13 protein-coding genes and 1 tRNA gene are annotated in these 18,674 nt (G+C 37.9%); 10 read left to right on the forward strand and 4 right to left on the reverse strand.

Features of this window, described 5'->3' with window-relative positions; translation table 11 throughout:
* The first annotated feature begins 292 nt into the window (after window positions 1–292).
* Both BUC21_RS15190 and BUC21_RS15195 read left to right on the forward strand, forming a co-directional pair.
* The gene (locus BUC21_RS15190) at window positions 293–1,372 is read left to right on the forward strand and encodes an acyltransferase family protein (protein ID WP_073403979.1); all 1,080 of its coding nucleotides are present in this window, start codon (window positions 293–295) and stop codon (window positions 1,370–1,372) included.
* Between the two features lie 162 nt (window positions 1,373–1,534).
* The gene (locus BUC21_RS15195) at window positions 1,535–2,638 is read left to right on the forward strand and encodes an NAD(P)H-dependent flavin oxidoreductase (protein WP_073403980.1); all 1,104 of its coding nucleotides are present in this window, start codon (window positions 1,535–1,537) and stop codon (window positions 2,636–2,638) included.
* Between the two features lie 63 nt (window positions 2,639–2,701).
* Here the strand turns inward: BUC21_RS15195 and BUC21_RS15200 are convergent, their stop codons facing one another.
* Complete coding sequence (locus BUC21_RS15200) at window positions 2,702–2,989, reverse strand: putative quinol monooxygenase (RefSeq protein ID WP_073403981.1); 288 nt, start codon at window positions 2,987–2,989, stop codon at window positions 2,702–2,704.
* Between the two features lie 135 nt (window positions 2,990–3,124).
* Window positions 3,125–4,423 (reverse strand): tRNA lysidine(34) synthetase TilS, encoded by a 1,299-nt coding sequence (gene tilS, locus BUC21_RS15205; RefSeq protein WP_073403982.1) that lies wholly within the window; start codon window positions 4,421–4,423, stop codon window positions 3,125–3,127.
* A gap of 117 nt (window positions 4,424–4,540) precedes the next feature.
* Between tilS and feoB the strand changes: the two genes are divergently transcribed.
* The 6 genes from feoB (at window position 4,541) to BUC21_RS15240 (ending at window position 12,002) form a co-directional block, all read left to right on the forward strand.
* Entirely contained in the window at window positions 4,541–7,027 is a 2,487-nt protein-coding gene (gene feoB, locus BUC21_RS15210) for a ferrous iron transport protein B (protein ID WP_073403983.1), read from the forward strand.
* Between the two features lie 281 nt (window positions 7,028–7,308).
* Window positions 7,309–7,379 (forward strand) — tRNA-Cys (locus BUC21_RS15220).
* A gap of 190 nt (window positions 7,380–7,569) precedes the next feature.
* Entirely contained in the window at window positions 7,570–8,310 is a 741-nt protein-coding gene (locus BUC21_RS15225; RefSeq protein ID WP_073403985.1) for a Fic family protein, read from the forward strand.
* Window positions 8,311–8,650: 340 nt separating this feature from the next.
* A complete protein-coding gene (locus tag BUC21_RS15230) occupies window positions 8,651–10,153 on the forward strand; it encodes a glutamine synthetase family protein (protein ID WP_073403986.1) in 1,503 nt (500 codons plus the stop codon).
* A 335-nt stretch (window positions 10,154–10,488) separates the two neighbouring features.
* A complete protein-coding gene (locus tag BUC21_RS15235) occupies window positions 10,489–11,064 on the forward strand; it encodes a hypothetical protein (RefSeq protein ID WP_073403987.1) in 576 nt (191 codons plus the stop codon).
* Window positions 11,058–12,002 (forward strand): M48 family metalloprotease, encoded by a 945-nt coding sequence (locus BUC21_RS15240; RefSeq protein ID WP_245797138.1) that lies wholly within the window; start codon window positions 11,058–11,060, stop codon window positions 12,000–12,002. Before BUC21_RS15235 ends, BUC21_RS15240 begins: the two co-directional genes overlap by 7 nt.
* 226 nt (window positions 12,003–12,228) lie before the next feature.
* Here BUC21_RS15240 and BUC21_RS15245 read toward each other — a convergent pair whose 3' ends face one another.
* Window positions 12,229–13,680 carry an ATP-binding cassette domain-containing protein gene (locus BUC21_RS15245; RefSeq protein WP_073403990.1) on the reverse strand — a complete coding sequence of 484 codons (1,452 nt, stop codon included), beginning with the start codon at window positions 13,678–13,680 and terminating at the stop codon, window positions 12,229–12,231.
* A 187-nt stretch (window positions 13,681–13,867) separates the two neighbouring features.
* On the opposite strand from BUC21_RS15245, the gene BUC21_RS15250 reads away from it, so the two are divergent.
* Complete coding sequence (locus BUC21_RS15250; protein WP_073403992.1) at window positions 13,868–17,116, forward strand: S41 family peptidase; 3,249 nt, start codon at window positions 13,868–13,870, stop codon at window positions 17,114–17,116.
* Window positions 17,117–17,211: 95 nt separating this feature from the next.
* On the opposite strand, the gene BUC21_RS15255 is transcribed toward BUC21_RS15250, so the two are convergent.
* Window positions 17,212–17,742: a Riean_0653 family protein gene (locus BUC21_RS15255; RefSeq protein ID WP_073403994.1), complete on the reverse strand. Its 531-nt coding sequence runs from the start codon at window positions 17,740–17,742 to the stop codon at window positions 17,212–17,214.
* Between the two features lie 481 nt (window positions 17,743–18,223).
* On the opposite strand from BUC21_RS15255, the gene BUC21_RS15260 reads away from it, so the two are divergent.
* Entirely contained in the window at window positions 18,224–18,616 is a 393-nt protein-coding gene (locus tag BUC21_RS15260; RefSeq protein ID WP_073403996.1) for a hypothetical protein, read from the forward strand.
* Window positions 18,617–18,674: the final 58 nt, after the last annotated feature.

The raw sequence follows: 18,674 nt of genomic DNA on the forward strand, positions 1-18,674 counted from the left end.
TACTTATTGTATTACAAAAGTATTAAATAAAGTAGTATTTATGCAAGAATCTTCAAAATAAGAATATAGAATTTTTATTAAACAGGTCTTATAAAGAGGCAAATGCCTGGTCTTTTTTATAGTATCAATTGGCTTTCACGTTACTTTATAGTACTTTTGCAGCCGTTTGGCTAATTCATGCGTATATATATGCTTAATTACCAGAGGGATTAATGAATCGGCCAACAATATAATCTATAATAATTTGTCATTGGGAATTGAATAATTAAAATGACAACAGAACAAGAAACAAATGACCAAAGACGAATTGCAGTCCAGAACAATTGACTATTTAAGATTTCCTTTAATTATCGGAGTAGTTTTTATTCACGCTTTCTCATCAGTAGTAATTGTAAATGGAGAGATTAAAACATGCGAATCTATTGGCCCTCTTTTCTACTACTCGAGTGAATTCTTTTCTCATGTACTTGCAAGAACCAGTATACCTCTATTCTTCATTATCTCAGGATTCCTCTTTTTCTATAAAAAAGGGTTCACGCCCCAACTATATAAAGAAAAACTAAAAAGCAGATTCAAATCACTTTTTATACCCTATCTGTATTGGAATATCTTTATAATACTCTATCACTTTATTATCCAGAGTTTTCCAATAAAGAACAACTTATTATATGATGCAAGTATAATTATAAGGAACTTCACATTTACTGATTTTGCTCATGCATTTGGAATTCTTTCACCCTGCCCCATAAATTACCCATTCTGGTTTATAAGAGACTTAATGCTGGCCGTACTAATATCTCCTCTTATTCATTCTTTTATAAAAAAGACAAAGGTTTCTGGAATTGTATTTTTAGGAGTTATCTGGTATTTAGGATTTTGGTTTCACCCGGCTATCATTCGTCCGGAAACACTATTTTTCTTTAGCCTCGGAGCATTCTTTAGCATCAATAAAAAAAACATCGTTGAAGAATCGCACAAACTTTTCACATCTTCAATAATTATATATTCAATAATCGCTATAGTTGACTTGCTAACAAAGAATTTTAATTTTAATATATATATTCATAAAATAGGTATTATCTGTGGATGCGTCTGCTTCATAAACATCATAGCATTCTTTATTGATAAAGAAAAAATCACTCCAAATAAGTCATTGGTTATTGGTAGTTTTATTGTATATGCCATTCATGAACCATTCATAAAAATATTTAGAATTATACTGTTTAGAACATTAAAACCGGAATCTGACGGACTAATGACTTTGATATACTTTATAATTCCAATTTTAATTATCTTCATTACGCTGTTTATCTATTACGCTTCACGGAAGCTTTTTCCCCGGTTTACAAAACTAACCACCGGAGGAAGATAACAATATGATACACATATTAGTATATTGATAGACAGACTATCCGTATATCAAGATATAATAAATCACAAAAAATCAGGTCTCACTAAAAATTGTTTCATTTTCAACTATTTTTTCCAGTTATAATATTACCTTTGACACCATAATTCTATAAAGCATTATATTTTGAAAACATTATCTATCGGAGACCTTAAGGCTCAAGTTCCAATTATCCAAGGTGGAATGGGCGTAGGAATCTCTTTATCAGGCCTAGCCTCAGCCGTAGCAAACGAAGGAGGCATCGGCGTAATTTCTTGCGCTGGTTTGGGACTTCTATACAATAAATTATCAAGTAATTTTAGTGAAGCATGTGTCTTAGGTCTTAAAGAAGAACTAAGAAAAGCACGCGAAATGGTTAAAGAAACTCAGGAAAAAGCCAAAGGCATTATCGGAGTGAATGTTATGGTTGCCATGACCAACTTTGCTGATATGGTAAAAACATCCATTGCCGAAAAAGCTGACATCATATTCAGTGGAGCCGGACTTCCTCTTGATTTACCAAGTTTTCTACCAAAAGGTAGCAAAACAAAGCTTGTGCCTATTGTTTCATCTGCACGTGCAGTAAAAATAATCTGCGAAAAATGGCACAGTCAGTACGACTATCTTCCCGATGCTGTAGTTGTTGAAGGCCCTAAAGCCGGAGGACACCTTGGTTACAAGGAAAACCAGATTGCCGACGAACACTATTCTCTGGAAGAAATTCTACCACAGGTAGTAGCTGAAGTTGCTGTGTTTGAAGAAAAGTACAATAAGAAAATTCCAGTAATTGCCGCCGGAGGTATTTACACCGGAGCAGATATTTATCGTATGATGGAACTTGGAGCTTCGGGCGTACAGTTAGGAACCCGCTTTGTTACCACTGAGGAATGTGATGCTTCTGAAGCTTTTAAACAGCAATACTTAGATGCAAAGGAAGAAGATATTGAAATTATTAAAAGTCCGGTAGGTATGCCTGGCCGTGCAATTGGAGGTTCATTCATTGATCAGGTTAAAGAGGGCATCAAGCAACCTAAATCTTGTCCATTCCACTGCATTAAGACTTGCGATATTTCTAAAAGTCCATATTGCATTATGCTGGCTCTTTACAATGCATTCAAAGGAAACTTCAAAAATGGATATGCTTTTGCCGGAGCAAATGCTTATAGAGCAGAAAAGATTATGAGTGTTAAAAACACGATTTCTGAATTAATGAAAGAATGGAGAGAGAAAGAACTCTTCTCAAAGAAATAAAATCTATACTATACGGAAAACAAAAACGAGGACTTCCTGCTTATAAGGAGTCCTCGTTTGTTTTTAAAATACGTTTTTACAAACTGTAATTTCTTCTTTCTGGAACTGCAATAGACTCATTTCAGGAATAATACTTGTAAAGTGAGCTGAAGCCATATGTGTTTTCAAGATTTTAGCGCTCTCCCACTCTTCAACCATTATTAATGTTTGTGGGTTACTTACATCCTGAAGTAGATTATAGCTTACACATCCTGTCTCTTTTCTCGATTCTTCAACTAAAACACTAGCCAATTTTAAAAATTCTTCAACTTTATCCTCTTTAACAAAGAATTTAGCAATCACTTTTACCATTAGATTTTTCTCCTATTAAAATTAATATTAAAAAGTTATAAATAACAACATCAAAGATACAAATAGAATTGACACATCAATGAATTTTAATATAAGATTATTTTCTATGGATAAAAAAGTAGTGCCTTTTGAATTTTAGTTTTCCTCCAAACGAAGTATAAGAAGGTTCTTTGTGTTTTCGTCAATCCGGAAACGGTTATCGGTTCTTTCACCCACAAGCCAGAGAATTGTTTCACCGGAGCACAACACATAAACTTTTTCTTTCTGAAGGATTGAAAATTTAGCATCTGTGAGATAATCGCTCACATTCTTTTTGCCCTTCATACCAAAAGGCACAAAGCGATCTCCGGCCTGCCATTTACGAAGCGTCAATGGAGCTGATATTTTATCTGCATCAAAGCAAGCTATTCTTTTATCGCGTGGAATAACGAAATCGCGTGTATAAGGAATTCGTTCTTCTTTGATAACAGGTTTATCTTCTTCCGGCTGTTCAATTTTTGATGATGAGTCTAGTTTATTCATCAGCAAATGCGTTCTGTCTCTGACAATAATCCAGGAATCTGAAAGGAATTTCCGACCCGATTGCCTATCCAGACTAAGAAATATATCATCTATCTGAGCGGGATTAAAACCGAGTGGAAACAAAATCTCAAAAAGTAATGAACGCGGTGAAGGCTCAGCCAAAAGTTTTTCGATGGAAATACCTTCTTGTGACAGAACTCTACTCTTGCCATCTTCAATCACTTTGTTATATATAAGTGAAGCATCAGAAAGATGTGAGGCTGTTGAAAAAAGAGTTGCTTTAATAGACGGATTAATAGTTTCCATCATCGGAAGAATATTCAGACGAATCTTATTGCGAGTATATTCATCCTGAAGATTGGTGCTATCAGTAACATAATCTTGCTCCATTTCCTGAAGATACACCAGAATATCTTCACGGCTAACAGAGAGCATTGGACGAACCACGTGATTATTCTTCGGACGAATGCCAGTCAGACCATTTATACCTGTTCCACGAATAAGATTAAGCAAAAGAGTCTCTACACTGTCATCTCTGTGATGCGCCACAGCAACAACATCTGCATTCACCTCTTTGCGTAACTCTTCAAACCAATTGTAACGAAGTTCGCGAGCAGCCATTTCAATGGAAACCTGACGTTCGGCTGCATAACCATTCGTATCGAACTGGATTACGTGAAGAGGAATATTCTGTTCCTTGCAGAGTTTACGAACAAAAAGCTCATCCCGGTCGGACTCTTCTCCACGAAGATGGAAATTACAATGAGCTGCCTCGCAGGAATAGCCAAGATAAACCAACACACGAAGTAAGGCAACCGAATCGGCACCTCCACTTAATGCTATCAGAATCTTATCATTAAGTCCGAAAAGCTTTTCTTTTTCAATATAATGAGCTATCTGAAGATGAAACATATCACAAAGGTAAGAGTTTTCAGGAAGATTAAACCTTTGTTTCTTTATTTAAAAACATTCTAAATAATTTGTTCACTCAACTATTATACTCTATCTTTGTATAAAACAATGTTAAGTATGCGTTTATCTGAACTAAACACAGGCGAAAGAGGCGTAATTGTAAAGGTAATGGGCCATGGCGGATTCCGCAAAAGAATTGTGGAGATGGGATTCATCAAAGGAAAAGTGGTCGAAGTGCTGTTGAATGCTCCTCTTAAAGATCCTATTAAATATAAAATTCTTGGATATGAAATTTCACTTCGCAGAAGTGAAGCTGAAATGATTGAAATTATCAGTGAGCAAGAAGCTGAAGAACAAACTGGCGTATCGTCTCATTTTCACGGATCAATTAAAGAAGAAAGACTTTTAACTGAAGATGAGCTTAAAAATCTTGCTTTAAGAAAGCGTAGAACCATCAATGTAGCATTGGTAGGAAACCCTAATTGCGGCAAGACTTCTTTATTTAATCTGGCATCCGGAGCTCACGAACATGTGGGAAACTACAGTGGTGTAACAGTGGATGCCAAAGAAGGTTTCTTCGATTTCCAGGGTTACCGATTTAAGATTGTGGATCTTCCCGGTACTTATTCCCTGTCGGCATACACTCCCGAAGAGATTTATGTACGCCAACACATCATTGAAGAAACTCCGGACATTATAATCAACGTTGTTGATGCTTCAAATCTGGAACGTAATTTATACCTTACCACTCAGCTTATCGATATGAATGTGCGTATGGTGATAGCGCTTAATATGTACGACGAGCTTGAAGCTAGTGGCAATAAATTAAATTACAGGTTATTAAGCAAACTGTTTGGTGTACCAATGGTCCCAACTGTCTGCAAAAAGAACCTTGGAATAGAGCATCTGTTCCACTTAGTAATCAACCTATACGAAGGAGCCGACTTCTTTGGCAAGAACGGTGAAATCAATAAAGAGGTTTTAAAGGAATTGCAAGATTGGCATCGTACCAACGTAAACGAAGCCGAACATGAAGAACACATGGACGATTATGTGGCACCGGACAACTCACGTCAGAAGATATACCGACACATTCATATCAACCACGGACCAGATATAGAAAAAGGAATAGAGTATGTAAAAGCTGAGATCTCAAAGAATGAAGAGATCAGACATCTATACTCTACTCGTTATCTTTCCATTAAGCTGCTTGAGAACGATAAAAGCGTAGAGAAAGTTATCCACACGCTTCCTAATAGTATCGAAATATTTGCCGCGAAAGAAAAAGCTGCTAGAAAGATTCAGGTTGCAATGAATGAGGATAGCGAATCGGCTATTACCAACGCCAAATATGGATTCATCACAGGAGCGCTCAAAGAAACCTTTATAGATAATCACCTGGAAAAGGATCAGATGACAAAGGTTTTGGATACCATTGTTACGCATAAAATATGGGGATACCCTATATTCTTCCTATTCATGTGGATCATGTTTCAAGGTACATTCTCTATTGGAGCTTATCCAATGGCTGGACTTGAATGGCTGGTAGACGTTCTCAGACACTTTGTAGAAAACACGATGACAGCAGGCCCGCTGAAAGATATGATTGTAGATGGAATAATCGGCGGAGTTGGTGGAGTTATTGTTTTCCTTCCTAACATTCTGCTTCTTTACTTCTTCATTTCTTTAATGGAGGATTCGGGATACATGGCTCGTGCAGCTTTCATTATGGATAAGATTATGCACAAGATGGGACTTCACGGAAAATCATTCATTCCATTGGTAATGGGATTTGGTTGTAATGTACCCGCTATTCTTGCATCAAGAACCATTGAGAACAGAAAGAGCCGACTTATCACCATACTGGTAAATCCATTGATGAGTTGTAGCGCACGCTTACCTATATACTTGTTGCTGGTTGGAACATTCTTCCCGGGCAAGGCTAGTCTGGTGCTGCTATCTATCTATGTAACCGGAATACTTCTGGCTGTATTAATGGCCCGATTGTTCAGCAAAGTACTTGTTAAAGGTGAAGACACTCCTTTTGTAATGGAGCTTCCTCCCTATCGAATGCCAACCATGAAAGCCATTACCCGCCACACATGGGAAAAAGGACAGCAATACCTCAGAAAGATGGGAGGAGTAATCATGATTGCTTCTATTATAATCTGGTATTTGGGTTACTATCCTAATCACAATGCATACAAGACCGTAGCAGAACAACAGGAAAATTCCTATATCGGTCAGATTGGAAAAGCCATTGAGCCTGCAATCAAGCCATTAGGCTTCGACTGGAAACTTGGAATTGGTTTGGTTTCGGGTGTTGGAGCAAAGGAATTAGTAGTCAGCACACTTGGTGTTCTATACACCAACGATGCAGGAGTAAGCAAAAAAAGTCTGGCAGAGCGTATACCTATTACTCCGCTAGCCGCTTACAGTCTGATGCTTTTTGTTCTTATCTATTTCCCCTGCATTGCCACACTTGCAGCTATCAAGCAAGAGTCCGGCAGTTGGAAATGGGCCGCATTTGCAGCGTTGTATACCACATCGCTGGCTTGGATTATCGCCTTTAGTTTTTATCAAATAGGAAATATGCTACTATGAGCTTACAAGAATTAATCGTTTCGGCAATTGTTTTCTTCTGTGTATTCTACGTAGGAAACAGAATTGTACTTTTTTTCAGAAATTCGAATAACAATGAAAACCCATGTGCAAATTGCACAAGTGGCTGTGAATTAAGAGATCTGATGGAAAAGAAGAAGCAACAGTGCAGAGATTTGAAGAGGAACGAAAAGAAAAAATGCTGTAGATAGGCAAAATTATAGCGCAAGATGCTTGGATTTTAAGAAATATCTATTACCTTTGCACTCGCAATCACGAAATAAGGTCTCTTGGCCGAGTGGCTAGGCACCGGTCTGCAAAACCGTCTACGGCGGTTCGAATCCGCCAGAGACCTCATATAATCCTTGTAACTAACTGAATTTCAGTATATAGTTACAAGGATTTTTGCTTTAAGGATTAAAGAAGAAGACTAAAACCACTGATTCTCCAACGATTTAAGGGATTTTCGAGGGGTATATAGTAAAACCGATTTTTTTTATTACTTTTGAATGGTATATAAATAATACACCTAAGTAAGCCAAAATATGAAACCGATATTCAACGAAGAACAACAAAAGAAGGCTTCTTTCATTTTGGAGAATCCTCTATCTAAGTTATCCGAACTTTATTCTAATGAAATAAAGGACTTAGCTGTGGTTTGGTGCTACTATTCGGGCAAGATAGAAGGCAATACTTATACTTACGTTGAAACCGAAGCATTACTGAAAGACGGTATAACTTCTGAAAAAAGATACGAGGATGCCAAGATGCTTAAAAACCTCTACAACACTTTTATTTCCGAATTAGAATATATCCATAAAGAACAAAATCAAGAAATTATAGACGAACGTACTTTTTTCAGAGTACATCAATCTATTTCTACAGGATTGGTATCTAATGAAGAATCGGGCTCATTACGGACACGTGCTGTTCGTATTAGCGGAACGAATTATATCCCACCAAAGAATCAACAAGAAATAAAAAGTAAACTAAATGAAATCCTTTTTCAGCAAGAAGGATATACCAATCCTTTAGAGAAGGCAGTGTATTTGCATTGTAATTTGGCTCGTCTGCAACCTTTCATTGATGGAAACAAGCGGACTGCACGAATGATAGAAAGCATTGCATTGATGAACGCAGGCATAATCCCTGTATATTCCGCTAAAGACTCTGATATTCTGAATTACAGAAAAGGATTGATAGCTTTCTACGAAACGGAGGATTATAGCCTATATGCTGATTATTTTCTGAATAGACAGATTGAAAGAATCAAGGATATAGAATAACTATTTACTTTAGCCTTTTCAATATTACCTCAACAATACTGTTTATGCTGTCATCTATCCCAAACTTACATTCAGGATAGATAGGCATCATTCGCAATATTTTTCAGGCATTTTAAGAACTACTTCCAGGAATTTATTATCTCCAACCAATAAATGAAGGACAACAAAAAAAATAGCAACCACAAGCTGTAAAACTTTCATTTAGATACATAAACACATTCTTACAGCCTTTTTTATTAAATAATAAAGAAATAAATCAAAATAAATCCGATATAAATATATCATTTTGATTATTTTCTATATCTTTGATTAATTCAACCTTAATCAAAAAGCCAACAATATGAACAACGAATTAGAGATGAACTCCAACTCATTGGTGAAATTTCTGCAAAAAAGTACTGCTGAGTTTACCAAAGCAGATATAATCTCTTTTATCAGAGAGAAAGAGATACGAATGATTAACTTTATGTATCCTGCCGGGGATGGGCGACTGAAGACTTTAAACTTTGTAATCAACGATGCTGCTTATCTAAATGCAATACTTACCTGTGGCGAACGGGTAGACGGATCTAGCCTTTTTACTTTTATTGAGGCAGGTAGTAGTGACTTATATGCTATTCCTCGTTTTCGCACTGCGTTTGTTGATCCTTTCGCCGAAATTCCTACGCTAACCATGCTTTGCTCTTTCTTTAATAAAGATGGAGATCCGTTGGAAAGCTCACCGGAATATACATTGCATAAAGCTTGCCGTGCTTTCAACAAGGTTACCGGAATGGAGTTTGAGGCTATGGGTGAACTGGAGTATTATGTTATAGCTCCGGATGACGGACTTTTTCCTGCCACTGATCAGCACGGGTATCATGAATCTGGTCCTTACGATAAGTTCAATCAGTTCCGCACTCTGTGCATGAAATACATTTCTCAGGCTAACGGAAAGATAAAGTACGGGCATTCTGAAGTAGGGAATTTTACTCAGGATGGATTAACTTACGAACAAAATGAGATTGAATTTCTCCCCTCTCCTGCTGAAGATGCTGCCGATCAGCTGATGATTGCCAAATGGGTAATCCGTAATTTAGCTAGTCAATATGGGTATAATATCACTTTTGCTCCGAAAATTACTGTCGGTAAAGCGGGTTCCGGACTGCATATCCACATGCGTATTACAAAGGATGGAAAGAATCAGATGTTGGAGGATGGTAAATTGTCGGATACTGCACGGAAAGCGATTGCCGGAATGATGTGCCTGGCACCTTCCATTACAGCTTTCGGCAACACTACCCCAACCTCCTATTTCCGACTAGTGCCACATCAGGAAGCTCCAACCAATATTTGCTGGGGAGACAGGAATCGCTCCGTACTGGTACGTGTTCCTTTGGGATGGTCGGCTAAGAAAGATATGTGTGCTTTAGCCAACCCGCTGGAAAGTCCCAGCAATTATGATACGACACAAAAACAGACTGTAGAGATGCGCTCACCGGATGGTTCGGCAGACATCTATCAATTATTGGCCAGTCTGGCTGTTGCTTGCCGCCATGGCTTTGAGATAGATGATGCATTAGGTATTGCCGAAAGAACATACGTAAATGTAGATATTCATAAGGAAGAGAATCAGGAACGGCTAAAAGCTCTCGACCAATTGCCCGACAGTTGCTCTGCTTCTGCCGACCGCTTGCAGCAACAACGGGCTATATTTGAGAAAGACAATGTATTTAGTCCGAGTATGATTGATGGCGTTATCTGCAAGCTAAAGGCTTACAATGACACAACGCTTCGTGATGATACACAAAATAATCCTGCAAAGATGAAAGAAGTTGTGAATACTTATTTCCATTGCGGATAATCAAACAATCAATACACAGACTTTAAAACATTGTTTAGTTTTTAACTAAAGTATAAATTTAAAATACAAGTTCTGCATAAACAGAAGAATAATCAATTCTAAGATAATATAATAGTTACAAATGAAACCAGAATAGATTCTATAAGAGTTTATTCTGGTTTCGTTTTTGTATCTAACAAATCAGTGTCTGTTTTATATAAAAATAGAATTACACAAAATTCACAATAAAGCGTTAATACATAAAATACTTTAAAAGTACATCTTTTTGAACAAAGCATTAAGAATAAAAGCTATATATTTAACTTCAAATTAAACTCTTTAAAGCTAGACACAATATGAAAAAGATTATTCTACTATGTTTATTCAGTTTATCTCTATGCAATGTCGGTGCACAGAAAATATTAAAAAGCTTCCCTTTTTATATCGATGGTACTTTTAAAAAAGACTATGAAGAGTATAAAGCTGGCACTCCTTTAAAATTTAATCAGCTAGTATTAACTGAAAGAGGAGCGAATTCAGAAGAAACACTTAAAGCTGCTGTTGTTGTAGACAACACACAGTTTGCAATTCCTTATAGCATGCTGAAGGTGATGGACCTCAACCCTACCGACAACAAATCGTTCTGGGAATATAAGGCACTGCAGAATGATATCTACGAAAAAATTTGGGATAAAGGATACCAATACGATATTCGCCAGGATTTAAATGATGAAGCTACCGAATACATAAAGAACCTGAGCAGCTCAAATCTGTTTTATGATGATCCGTACACAGAAGATTATGTAAACGGACTTTTTGCTTCTGTTATTTATAACAATTTTAATGATAAAAGATTGGGAACTTTAAATGTTTATATTTTAAGGCTCCTGCCCCCGACAGTTTTATATTGCCTAACGGTTCTTTGGTGTTAAGTACCGGACTGCTTTCTACATTAGATTCTGAAGAAGAGCTGACCGCTATTATGGCTTCGGAAGTAGCACACTTTGTTTTAGATCATGCCATAATAAACGTAAATAAAGAAGTAGCACGCGAAAAGAGAGCTGCGTTCTGGGGTGGCGTTGTAGGAGGTGTTCTTGCTGCCGGCGAGGAATACCTGATGAGTAAAAGTGAATATTATATACCGGGAACAGCTACTGCTGCGGTTGCTCTTATTTCATCGGCCATTTTCGATAAAACAAGTCAACGACTGGGTATGACTTATAGCCGCGATCAGGAAAAGGTTGCCGATCAATGTGCTATTGATTTTCTGAAAATGAAAAACATGCAACCTTCCGCATTGGCTTCCGGTCTTACTAAAATAAAGAACTACTACGAAGAGCATAGGGATTATTACACCCTTTCAAAATATGGTCCTTATGCTGAATTCGACAAACGTATAGAACGTTTGGGAGAAAACAAAGAGTGCACAATCAATCATCGTTACAACAAAATTATGTCTACTGTGAATACTTTCAATTCAATATTGATGCTCAACGGTAAACGCTATGACGATGCTGCTTTATTGGTAAACAAGAATATAAAAAACAAAGTAGCTTCGGATGATGATTATGTTTTGCTTGCAAAAACAAACATGGCTTTGTACAATACAGAAGAAAAGAATAATGAAAGTTTATCATTGATTCTAAAAGCAAAATCAGTAACAGATGTTCCTAATTTGAATACTGATAAACAAGAAATTCTTGCATTACTACGTTTAAACAAACAAGGTAAAGCAGCTTCCAGCCTTAAAGAATACATCGACCATCTTTCAGCATTTCTGGATCAAACAAGAAGCGCTGATGAATCTACATGGGCTTCTACTGAATTAAACTGGGCCAACAAGCTGTTACAAAGAATAAGTATCTTATAAAATATATAGAAGAGGCTGTACAAAAAGCAATATTAAGTCTCTGAATATTTAGTATTTAAAACGGTTTGCAGACAGAGATTTAAAGAAATAAAGCATAGGAAAGGGTCCGCAAGGTCCATCTAAAGTTATATTTCTATGTTTGATTTAAAGAAATAAAGCATAAGTAAGGGGTTGTTCCGATTTGTCGGCCAACCCCTTTCTCGTATCTTGTTCTTTCCGTTTTATTTTACTTATTTCTTTTCAGCATAAGTCTGTCTGAAATAGACTTTGGAAGTTCCTTTTCGTAGTGAGTTACGTAAATAATCGTTTTATCCTTTCGTTCGCAGAAAGCCTCAACAATAGCTTTTACTCTTCTTCGGTTGGTTGTATCCAGCCCGTGGAGAGGTTCATCGAGTATCAGTAGTTCAGGGTCTTTCACAAAGGCACGAGCCAGAAGAACCAAGCGCTGTTCACCAGATGATATTTGCAGGAACGGACGATCTTTGATATCCAGAATGCCAAAGATATCCATCCACCATTCACAGATTGACATCTGATCTGGGCGTGGTTTCTTGTACAGTCCAATTGAGTCGTGCAATCCGGAAGCAACAATATCTATAGTTGGTAAATTCTTCAAGTAAGCACGGTGCATCTCGGGAGATACATATCCGATATGCTTCTTTATTTCCCAAATACTTTCACCCGATCCTCGTTTCCGACCGAAAAGACTGATATCGCAAGCGTAAGATTGCGGATTGTCCGCACATACCAAGCTTAACAATGTTGATTTCCCTGCTCCGTTTTCACCGGAGAGTGCCCATTTCTGTCCGCGAAGAATCTGCCAGTCGAGCTCTTTCAAGATGGTACGGTCACCGTAACGAATGGAAACTTTATTTAGCTTTACCACCTCTTCGGAATCAAACAAATTATCGCCGTATTCCAGATCAATAATACTTTGTTTCTTTTCCTCAGACAAGACTGTGGCTGTATTAGGTACATAATTTGCCAGATATTCTTCCCTGGTTACTTTCTTACCGCAGGTACGAGCCTTAACCGGAAGAACATGAGTAATAAAATCGGGAATATCGTCCAGCATAGAGAGCACCAGAATAATCTGCAGGGAAGATTTAGAAGTCAGCCTCTGCAAAACATCATGCAATAAATCGCGAGTCTTAGCATCGAGTCCGATAAACGGATTATCCATTATCAACACTCTTGGGTTAGTAAGTAAAGTCTTTGTCAGCTGAAACTTCCGAAGCTCACCGCTGGAAAGCAGAATCAGTTTCTTATCAAGCATTGGTTCAATGGCAAAAAGCTCAAACAGTTCATCACGCAGTTGCGTATCTGTTATTTCGCCCAGACTATCTTTTACCACCGGAGCATCATCCTGATCGTGTGCATTCCATCTTTGTTGATAGTAGTAGTTTGCATCGGCCGCACCATACGTATCACGGAAAGCTATATATTTTATATTTTCATAAACCAGATTACTGACTGAAGGAGAGAAATCATATTCCAGTTTACCTTCTTTCAGAGGAAATTTTCCTGTTATTGTATCTACCAGTAAACTCTTCCCACTCGCGTTGGGACCAACGATTGCCAGATGTTCTCCAGCTTCCAGACTCATAGTCAGAGGATGGGTAAAGCGGTACATCTCATTGCGGGCCACTCCTCCCTCCAAACGGATAATTGATTGCATTTTGATCTATTTTATTTCAAAAACAGTGCAAAAGTAGTGTTTTATTCTTCAAAAGTTATAAATATAGTAAGTGAATCATTTTTAGTTTAATGTTTTATTACAATTACAGAATATTAATACATTAAATTTGTATATATTTGTATTTCTGTATTTTAAGTTATTAAACAAACATTATAAATAAAGAGTTATGATAAAAAGATTATTCTTTGGTGCTCTGGCCCTTTCCGCAGCATTGACTGTAAGTGCTGACGAAGGCCGACTGCTGAGATTTCCCAACATTCATGGCGATAAGGTTGTTTTCTCGTATGCAGGCGACCTTTACTCTGTGAACAAATCGGGAGGAACAGCGCGTAAACTAACCTCGAACATTGGTTATGAGATGTTTCCTCACTTCTCTCCGGACGGCAAACAGATTGCGTTCACCGGACAGTATGACGGAAATACGGAAGTGTTCATTATGCCTGCTGAAGGCGGAGAACCTAAACGACTGACATATACCGCCACTCTGGGTCGTGACGATCTTGGCGACCGCATGGGACCAAATAACATTGTACTGGACTGGACCCGAGACGGAAAGAGCATTCTGTTCCGTTCTCGTCAGAATACATTCAATGACTTCACCGGTCAGCTGCTTACCATTCCGGCAAACGGTGGTATACCTACAGAGATTCCATTGAAGAACGGCGGGTTCTCAACTTATTCACCGGACGGAAAACAACTGGCGTACAACTATGTGTTCCGTGAATTCCGTACCTGGAAACGTTATCAGGGAGGTATGGCCGATGATATCCGTATCTTCGATTTCAAAACCAAGGAATCAAAGAAGATAACTAACAATGTCAGACAGGACATTTTCCCTATGTGGGGTCAGAACGGAGATGAGATTTACTTCACTTCCGACCGTGATGATGTGATGAATCTTTATGTTTATCAAATCTCTACCCAACAAACCAAACAGCTTACTTTCTATAAGGATTATGATATTAAGTTCCCTAGTATTGGTGGCGACCAGATTGTTTACGAATATGGCGGTTACATCTACCTGTTCGACACAAAGACTAAAACGGCCAGCAAGGTAACAGTCAACATCAATAACGATCAGGTATATTCTCGTCCGGAATGGAAGGATGTAAGTACCCAGATCTCTTCTTACGCCATCTCTCCAAATGGGGAACGCGTTATTCTTACAGGCCGTGGAGATATCTTCTCGCTTCCTGGAAAAGAGGGTATTACCTATAATCTAACCAACTCATCGGATGCTAACGACCAGAATGGACTTTGGTCGCCCGACGGCAAATACATTTCTTATGTATCGGACAAGGACGGAGAATTCCGCATCTATGTGCGTAATGCAGTAACAGGAGAAGAAAGTGTGGCAACTAAAGATATCAAGACTTATATTATTGACTATTCATGGTCGCCAGATTCTAAAAATATTCTTTGGAGCGATAAGAAGAACACACTCAACATTACCGATTTAGCTTCCGGGAAGACAACGATTGTTGAGGAATCGGGAGTGTCTATATTCAACGACTTCAACTGGTCGCCCGATAGTCGTTTCATTACCTATACCCGTCCGGAAAAGACAATGAGTAATATCATTGTTTACGAAGTGGCTACGGGAGCCAAACACCTTATTACTGATGGATGGTATGATTCCGACTCTCCCAATTTCAGTTCGGATGGCAAATACCTGATCTTTACATCGGCTCGTACATTTAACCCAACTTACAGTCAAACAGAATGGAACCATGCATACAACAACATGGGTAAAGTATACATTCTTCCTTTAACCAAGGATGCAAAAATACCATTCGCTCCGGTTAATGATATGGTTAATCCTACTGCAGCGCCTAAAGAAACTGCTCCTGCAAAAGAGAGCAAAGGGAAAAAGAAAGCTCCTGTAAAGGAAGAATCTTTGGTATACAACTTCGATAATATCGAAAGTCGCGTAGTAGAACTTCCTACTCAGGCTGGTAATTACAGATATCTGCACATGGTAGGGCAAAAGGCTTATTACCAACGCGGGGGAAGTGTTGTGATGTACGACCTTGACAAGAAGAGCGAAACAGATTTGGGTGCATATATTATCTTCGGTAGCGGATACAAGAAAGCTTTGGCTATTAAAGACCAGAAGATGCAGGTAATCGATGTTCCTACATCTGCTGTTAGCATCAGCGAACCTATCAGCCTGGGAGATATGAAGAAACTGGTTGATTATCATCAGGAATGGATGCAGATATACAATGAAAGCTGGAGACAGATGCGCGATTTCTTCTATGCTAAGAATATGCATGGTGTAGACTGGAACGAAGTTTACAATAAATACAAGGTACTTATTCCATACGTAAACCACCGAACCGACCTGACTTACATTTTAGGTGAAATGATTGGCGAGCTGAGCATTGGTCATGCTTATTCTCAGAATGGCGAGCATCCTACTCCTACCCGCATACCTATGGGACTTCTTGGAGCCAGCTTCACGAAAGATGCCTCAGGTTTCTTCCAGGTAGCTTCTGTTACCGAAGGTGCCAACTGGGACAAATCTACTCGCAATCCGCTAACCATGCCGGGAGTAGATGTAAAGAAGGGCGATTACATTATTGCCATCAACGGTAAACTGCTAAATGAAGTACAAGACCCACAGGAGTTATTGATTGGTCAGGCTGGAAAGACTGTAGAACTAACCGTAAACACAGTTGCTTCCGAAAAAGGAGCACGCAAAGTGTTGGTTACTCCACTGAGTGATGTTTCTAAACTTAATTACTATAACTGGGTAGAGAACAACACACGCAAGGTGAACGAAGCTACCAATGGTGAAGTTGGTTATATCCATATTCCGGATATGGGTGTTGAAGGACTGAATGAGTTTGTGAAGCATTACTATCCTCAACTGATGAAGAAAGCGCTGATCATTGACGATCGTGGAAACGGTGGTGGAAATGTATCTCCTATGATTATTGAAAGACTGATGCGTACCCCTACTTTCTTCACAATGCATACCAATCAGAAGGAAGGTTCTGTGAATCCGGTTGGAACATTTATGGGACCAAAGGTATTGCTCATCAATGAATATTCAGCATCTGACGGCGACCTCTTCCCTTACCGTTTCAAGTTCAATAACCTTGGTACCGTTATTGGTAAACGAACCTGGGGAGGTGTAGTTGGTTACAGTGGCACAATTCCTGTTGTGGATGGCGGTTCTATTGTAACTCCATCTTACGCTCCTTTTGCTGCCGATGGTAGTGGCTTTATCATTGAAGGTAGAGGTGTGGAACCAAACATTGAACTGGAAAATGATGCTTATAAGGAATATATGGGCGAAGACCAACAGTTGAACAAAGCAATTGAGGTTGCTTTAGACAAACTGAAGACAGAAAGAAAGGATATTCCTGCTATCCCGGCTTTCCCGGACAAGAGCAAAAAGAATAAATAAGGGTTTTCCTTAACATTATAAGACTGGGGTTGCTTCTACTTTGAAGTGACCCCTTCTTTTTTGCCTACTAAGACCTCTTTTGTAATACTATAAGGCTAATACTCTTTAAAAAGTGATATATCAAATCGCCCATCAGTGACATTTACAACAGAAGTAGAATCTTTACATTTTAAAGTAAATGAAAATCGTCCGCTTACAATATTCTTTATAGTATCTAGTTTGGTAATAAAAATAGAACCAATATTTTGATAGTATCCGTTACAAGCCTCATCTTTTAATAAATTAAAACCGACCTCTTGTATTGATAATTTTTCGTTTTCTCTAGGGTTCATAACAACAAAAGACAGGGATGTTTCGGTATCTCTACGCTCAGTCCCTATTAATAGTATCATGTTATTATCATCTTTTGTAAGTGCAGCCCATATATCAGGGCTCATAAAAGGACTTTTGTTATTGTATGCTGCCCATAAATTTCCATTTACATAACACCCTATATTATTATTTCCTTCATGGGTTTCTGCAGGTAATTTATTCCAATCAATATCATCTTCGCATGAATCACACGAGAATGCAGATATTAGGAAAATCAGCATTATTAAAGAATATCTAATCGTTTTTTTCTTCATAGTAATTTAAAATTAAAATCAGTTTGATTATTATATAAAACAAGCTACTAATTAAATTATTTTTTTGATAAATATCGCAATTTTATACATTAAATAATATTACTACACTAATTATTATTTGTAATAATATTCCTCATATTTTCGAGTTCTGAAAGACTTCATTTTCTTATTGATTATCCTCTTTCATTTTATTGGGCAATAGTCACAACTTTATTCACCAATAAAACAAATCCATTGGCCAATGGATTAAAATGATTCACCAGTTTTTCTGCATCTACTTTCCATCAACAGACTTTCCCGTATTTAGCACTCATTTTTATATAAAGAAGGCGCCAATAAAGCTGCTTTTTACTGCCTTTTTATTCTTTTAGGGAAATCCCTATCAAAGAATGGGGAATATTGCTGGACGGGGGAATATTCTCACCCTACTTTTGATGCATAACAAAGAAACAAAGGTATTAACAATTAAAAACTTGTTGTTATGAAAAAGATTATATTAACATTGGTTGCCATCATGATGGTTACAATGAGTTCAGTAAGCATGGCTTCAAATAAGGGCAAACATAACAATGGTAATTGCAGAGAAATAAGTATTGAAGCATACGAGAATTACAGAAATCACGGTCGCGGACATAATAAGAAAGTTTACGTAGAGTACAACGAGTACAACAATCGCGATAACCGTGATTACTACGATAATGACGATCGCTACGAAAGTCGCGAATACAGAGACAGGGATTATAGAGACAGAGACTGCCGTGACAGAGACGACAGATGCTATGAACGCAGACACCACCACGGTAATAGCGATGCCAAGACAGTAGGTACAATCCTGGGCGTTGCTTCTCTGATTCTTTTAGCTACTTCTCACTAAGAAATTAAATAGTTACACCAGACATAACAGCTAAACTAACATTACACTAGACATAACT

This window comes from Bacteroides luti, from assembly GCF_900128905.1.
Lineage (GTDB): Bacteria > Bacteroidota > Bacteroidia > Bacteroidales > Bacteroidaceae > Bacteroides > Bacteroides luti.

Coding starts and splice junctions, on each gene's coding strand:
- BUC21_RS15190 (WP_073403979.1), top strand. CDS start 293: ATGACCAAAGACGAATTGCAGTCCAGAACAATTGACTATTTAAGATTT.
- BUC21_RS15230 (WP_073403986.1), top strand. CDS start 8,651: ATGAACAACGAATTAGAGATGAACTCCAACTCATTGGTGAAATTTCTG.
- BUC21_RS15200 (WP_073403981.1), bottom strand. CDS start 2,989: ATGGTAAAAGTGATTGCTAAATTCTTTGTTAAAGAGGATAAAGTTGAA.
- BUC21_RS15245 (WP_073403990.1), bottom strand. CDS start 13,680: ATGCAATCAATTATCCGTTTGGAGGGAGGAGTGGCCCGCAATGAGATG.
- tilS (WP_073403982.1), bottom strand. CDS start 4,423: ATGTTTCATCTTCAGATAGCTCATTATATTGAAAAAGAAAAGCTTTTC.
- feoB (WP_073403983.1), top strand. CDS start 4,541: ATGCGTTTATCTGAACTAAACACAGGCGAAAGAGGCGTAATTGTAAAG.
- BUC21_RS15235 (WP_073403987.1), top strand. CDS start 10,489: ATGAAAAAGATTATTCTACTATGTTTATTCAGTTTATCTCTATGCAAT.
- BUC21_RS15250 (WP_073403992.1), top strand. CDS start 13,868: ATGATAAAAAGATTATTCTTTGGTGCTCTGGCCCTTTCCGCAGCATTG.
- BUC21_RS15255 (WP_073403994.1), bottom strand. CDS start 17,742: ATGAAGAAAAAAACGATTAGATATTCTTTAATAATGCTGATTTTCCTA.
- BUC21_RS15225 (WP_073403985.1), top strand. CDS start 7,570: ATGAAACCGATATTCAACGAAGAACAACAAAAGAAGGCTTCTTTCATT.
- BUC21_RS15260 (WP_073403996.1), top strand. CDS start 18,224: ATGAAAAAGATTATATTAACATTGGTTGCCATCATGATGGTTACAATG.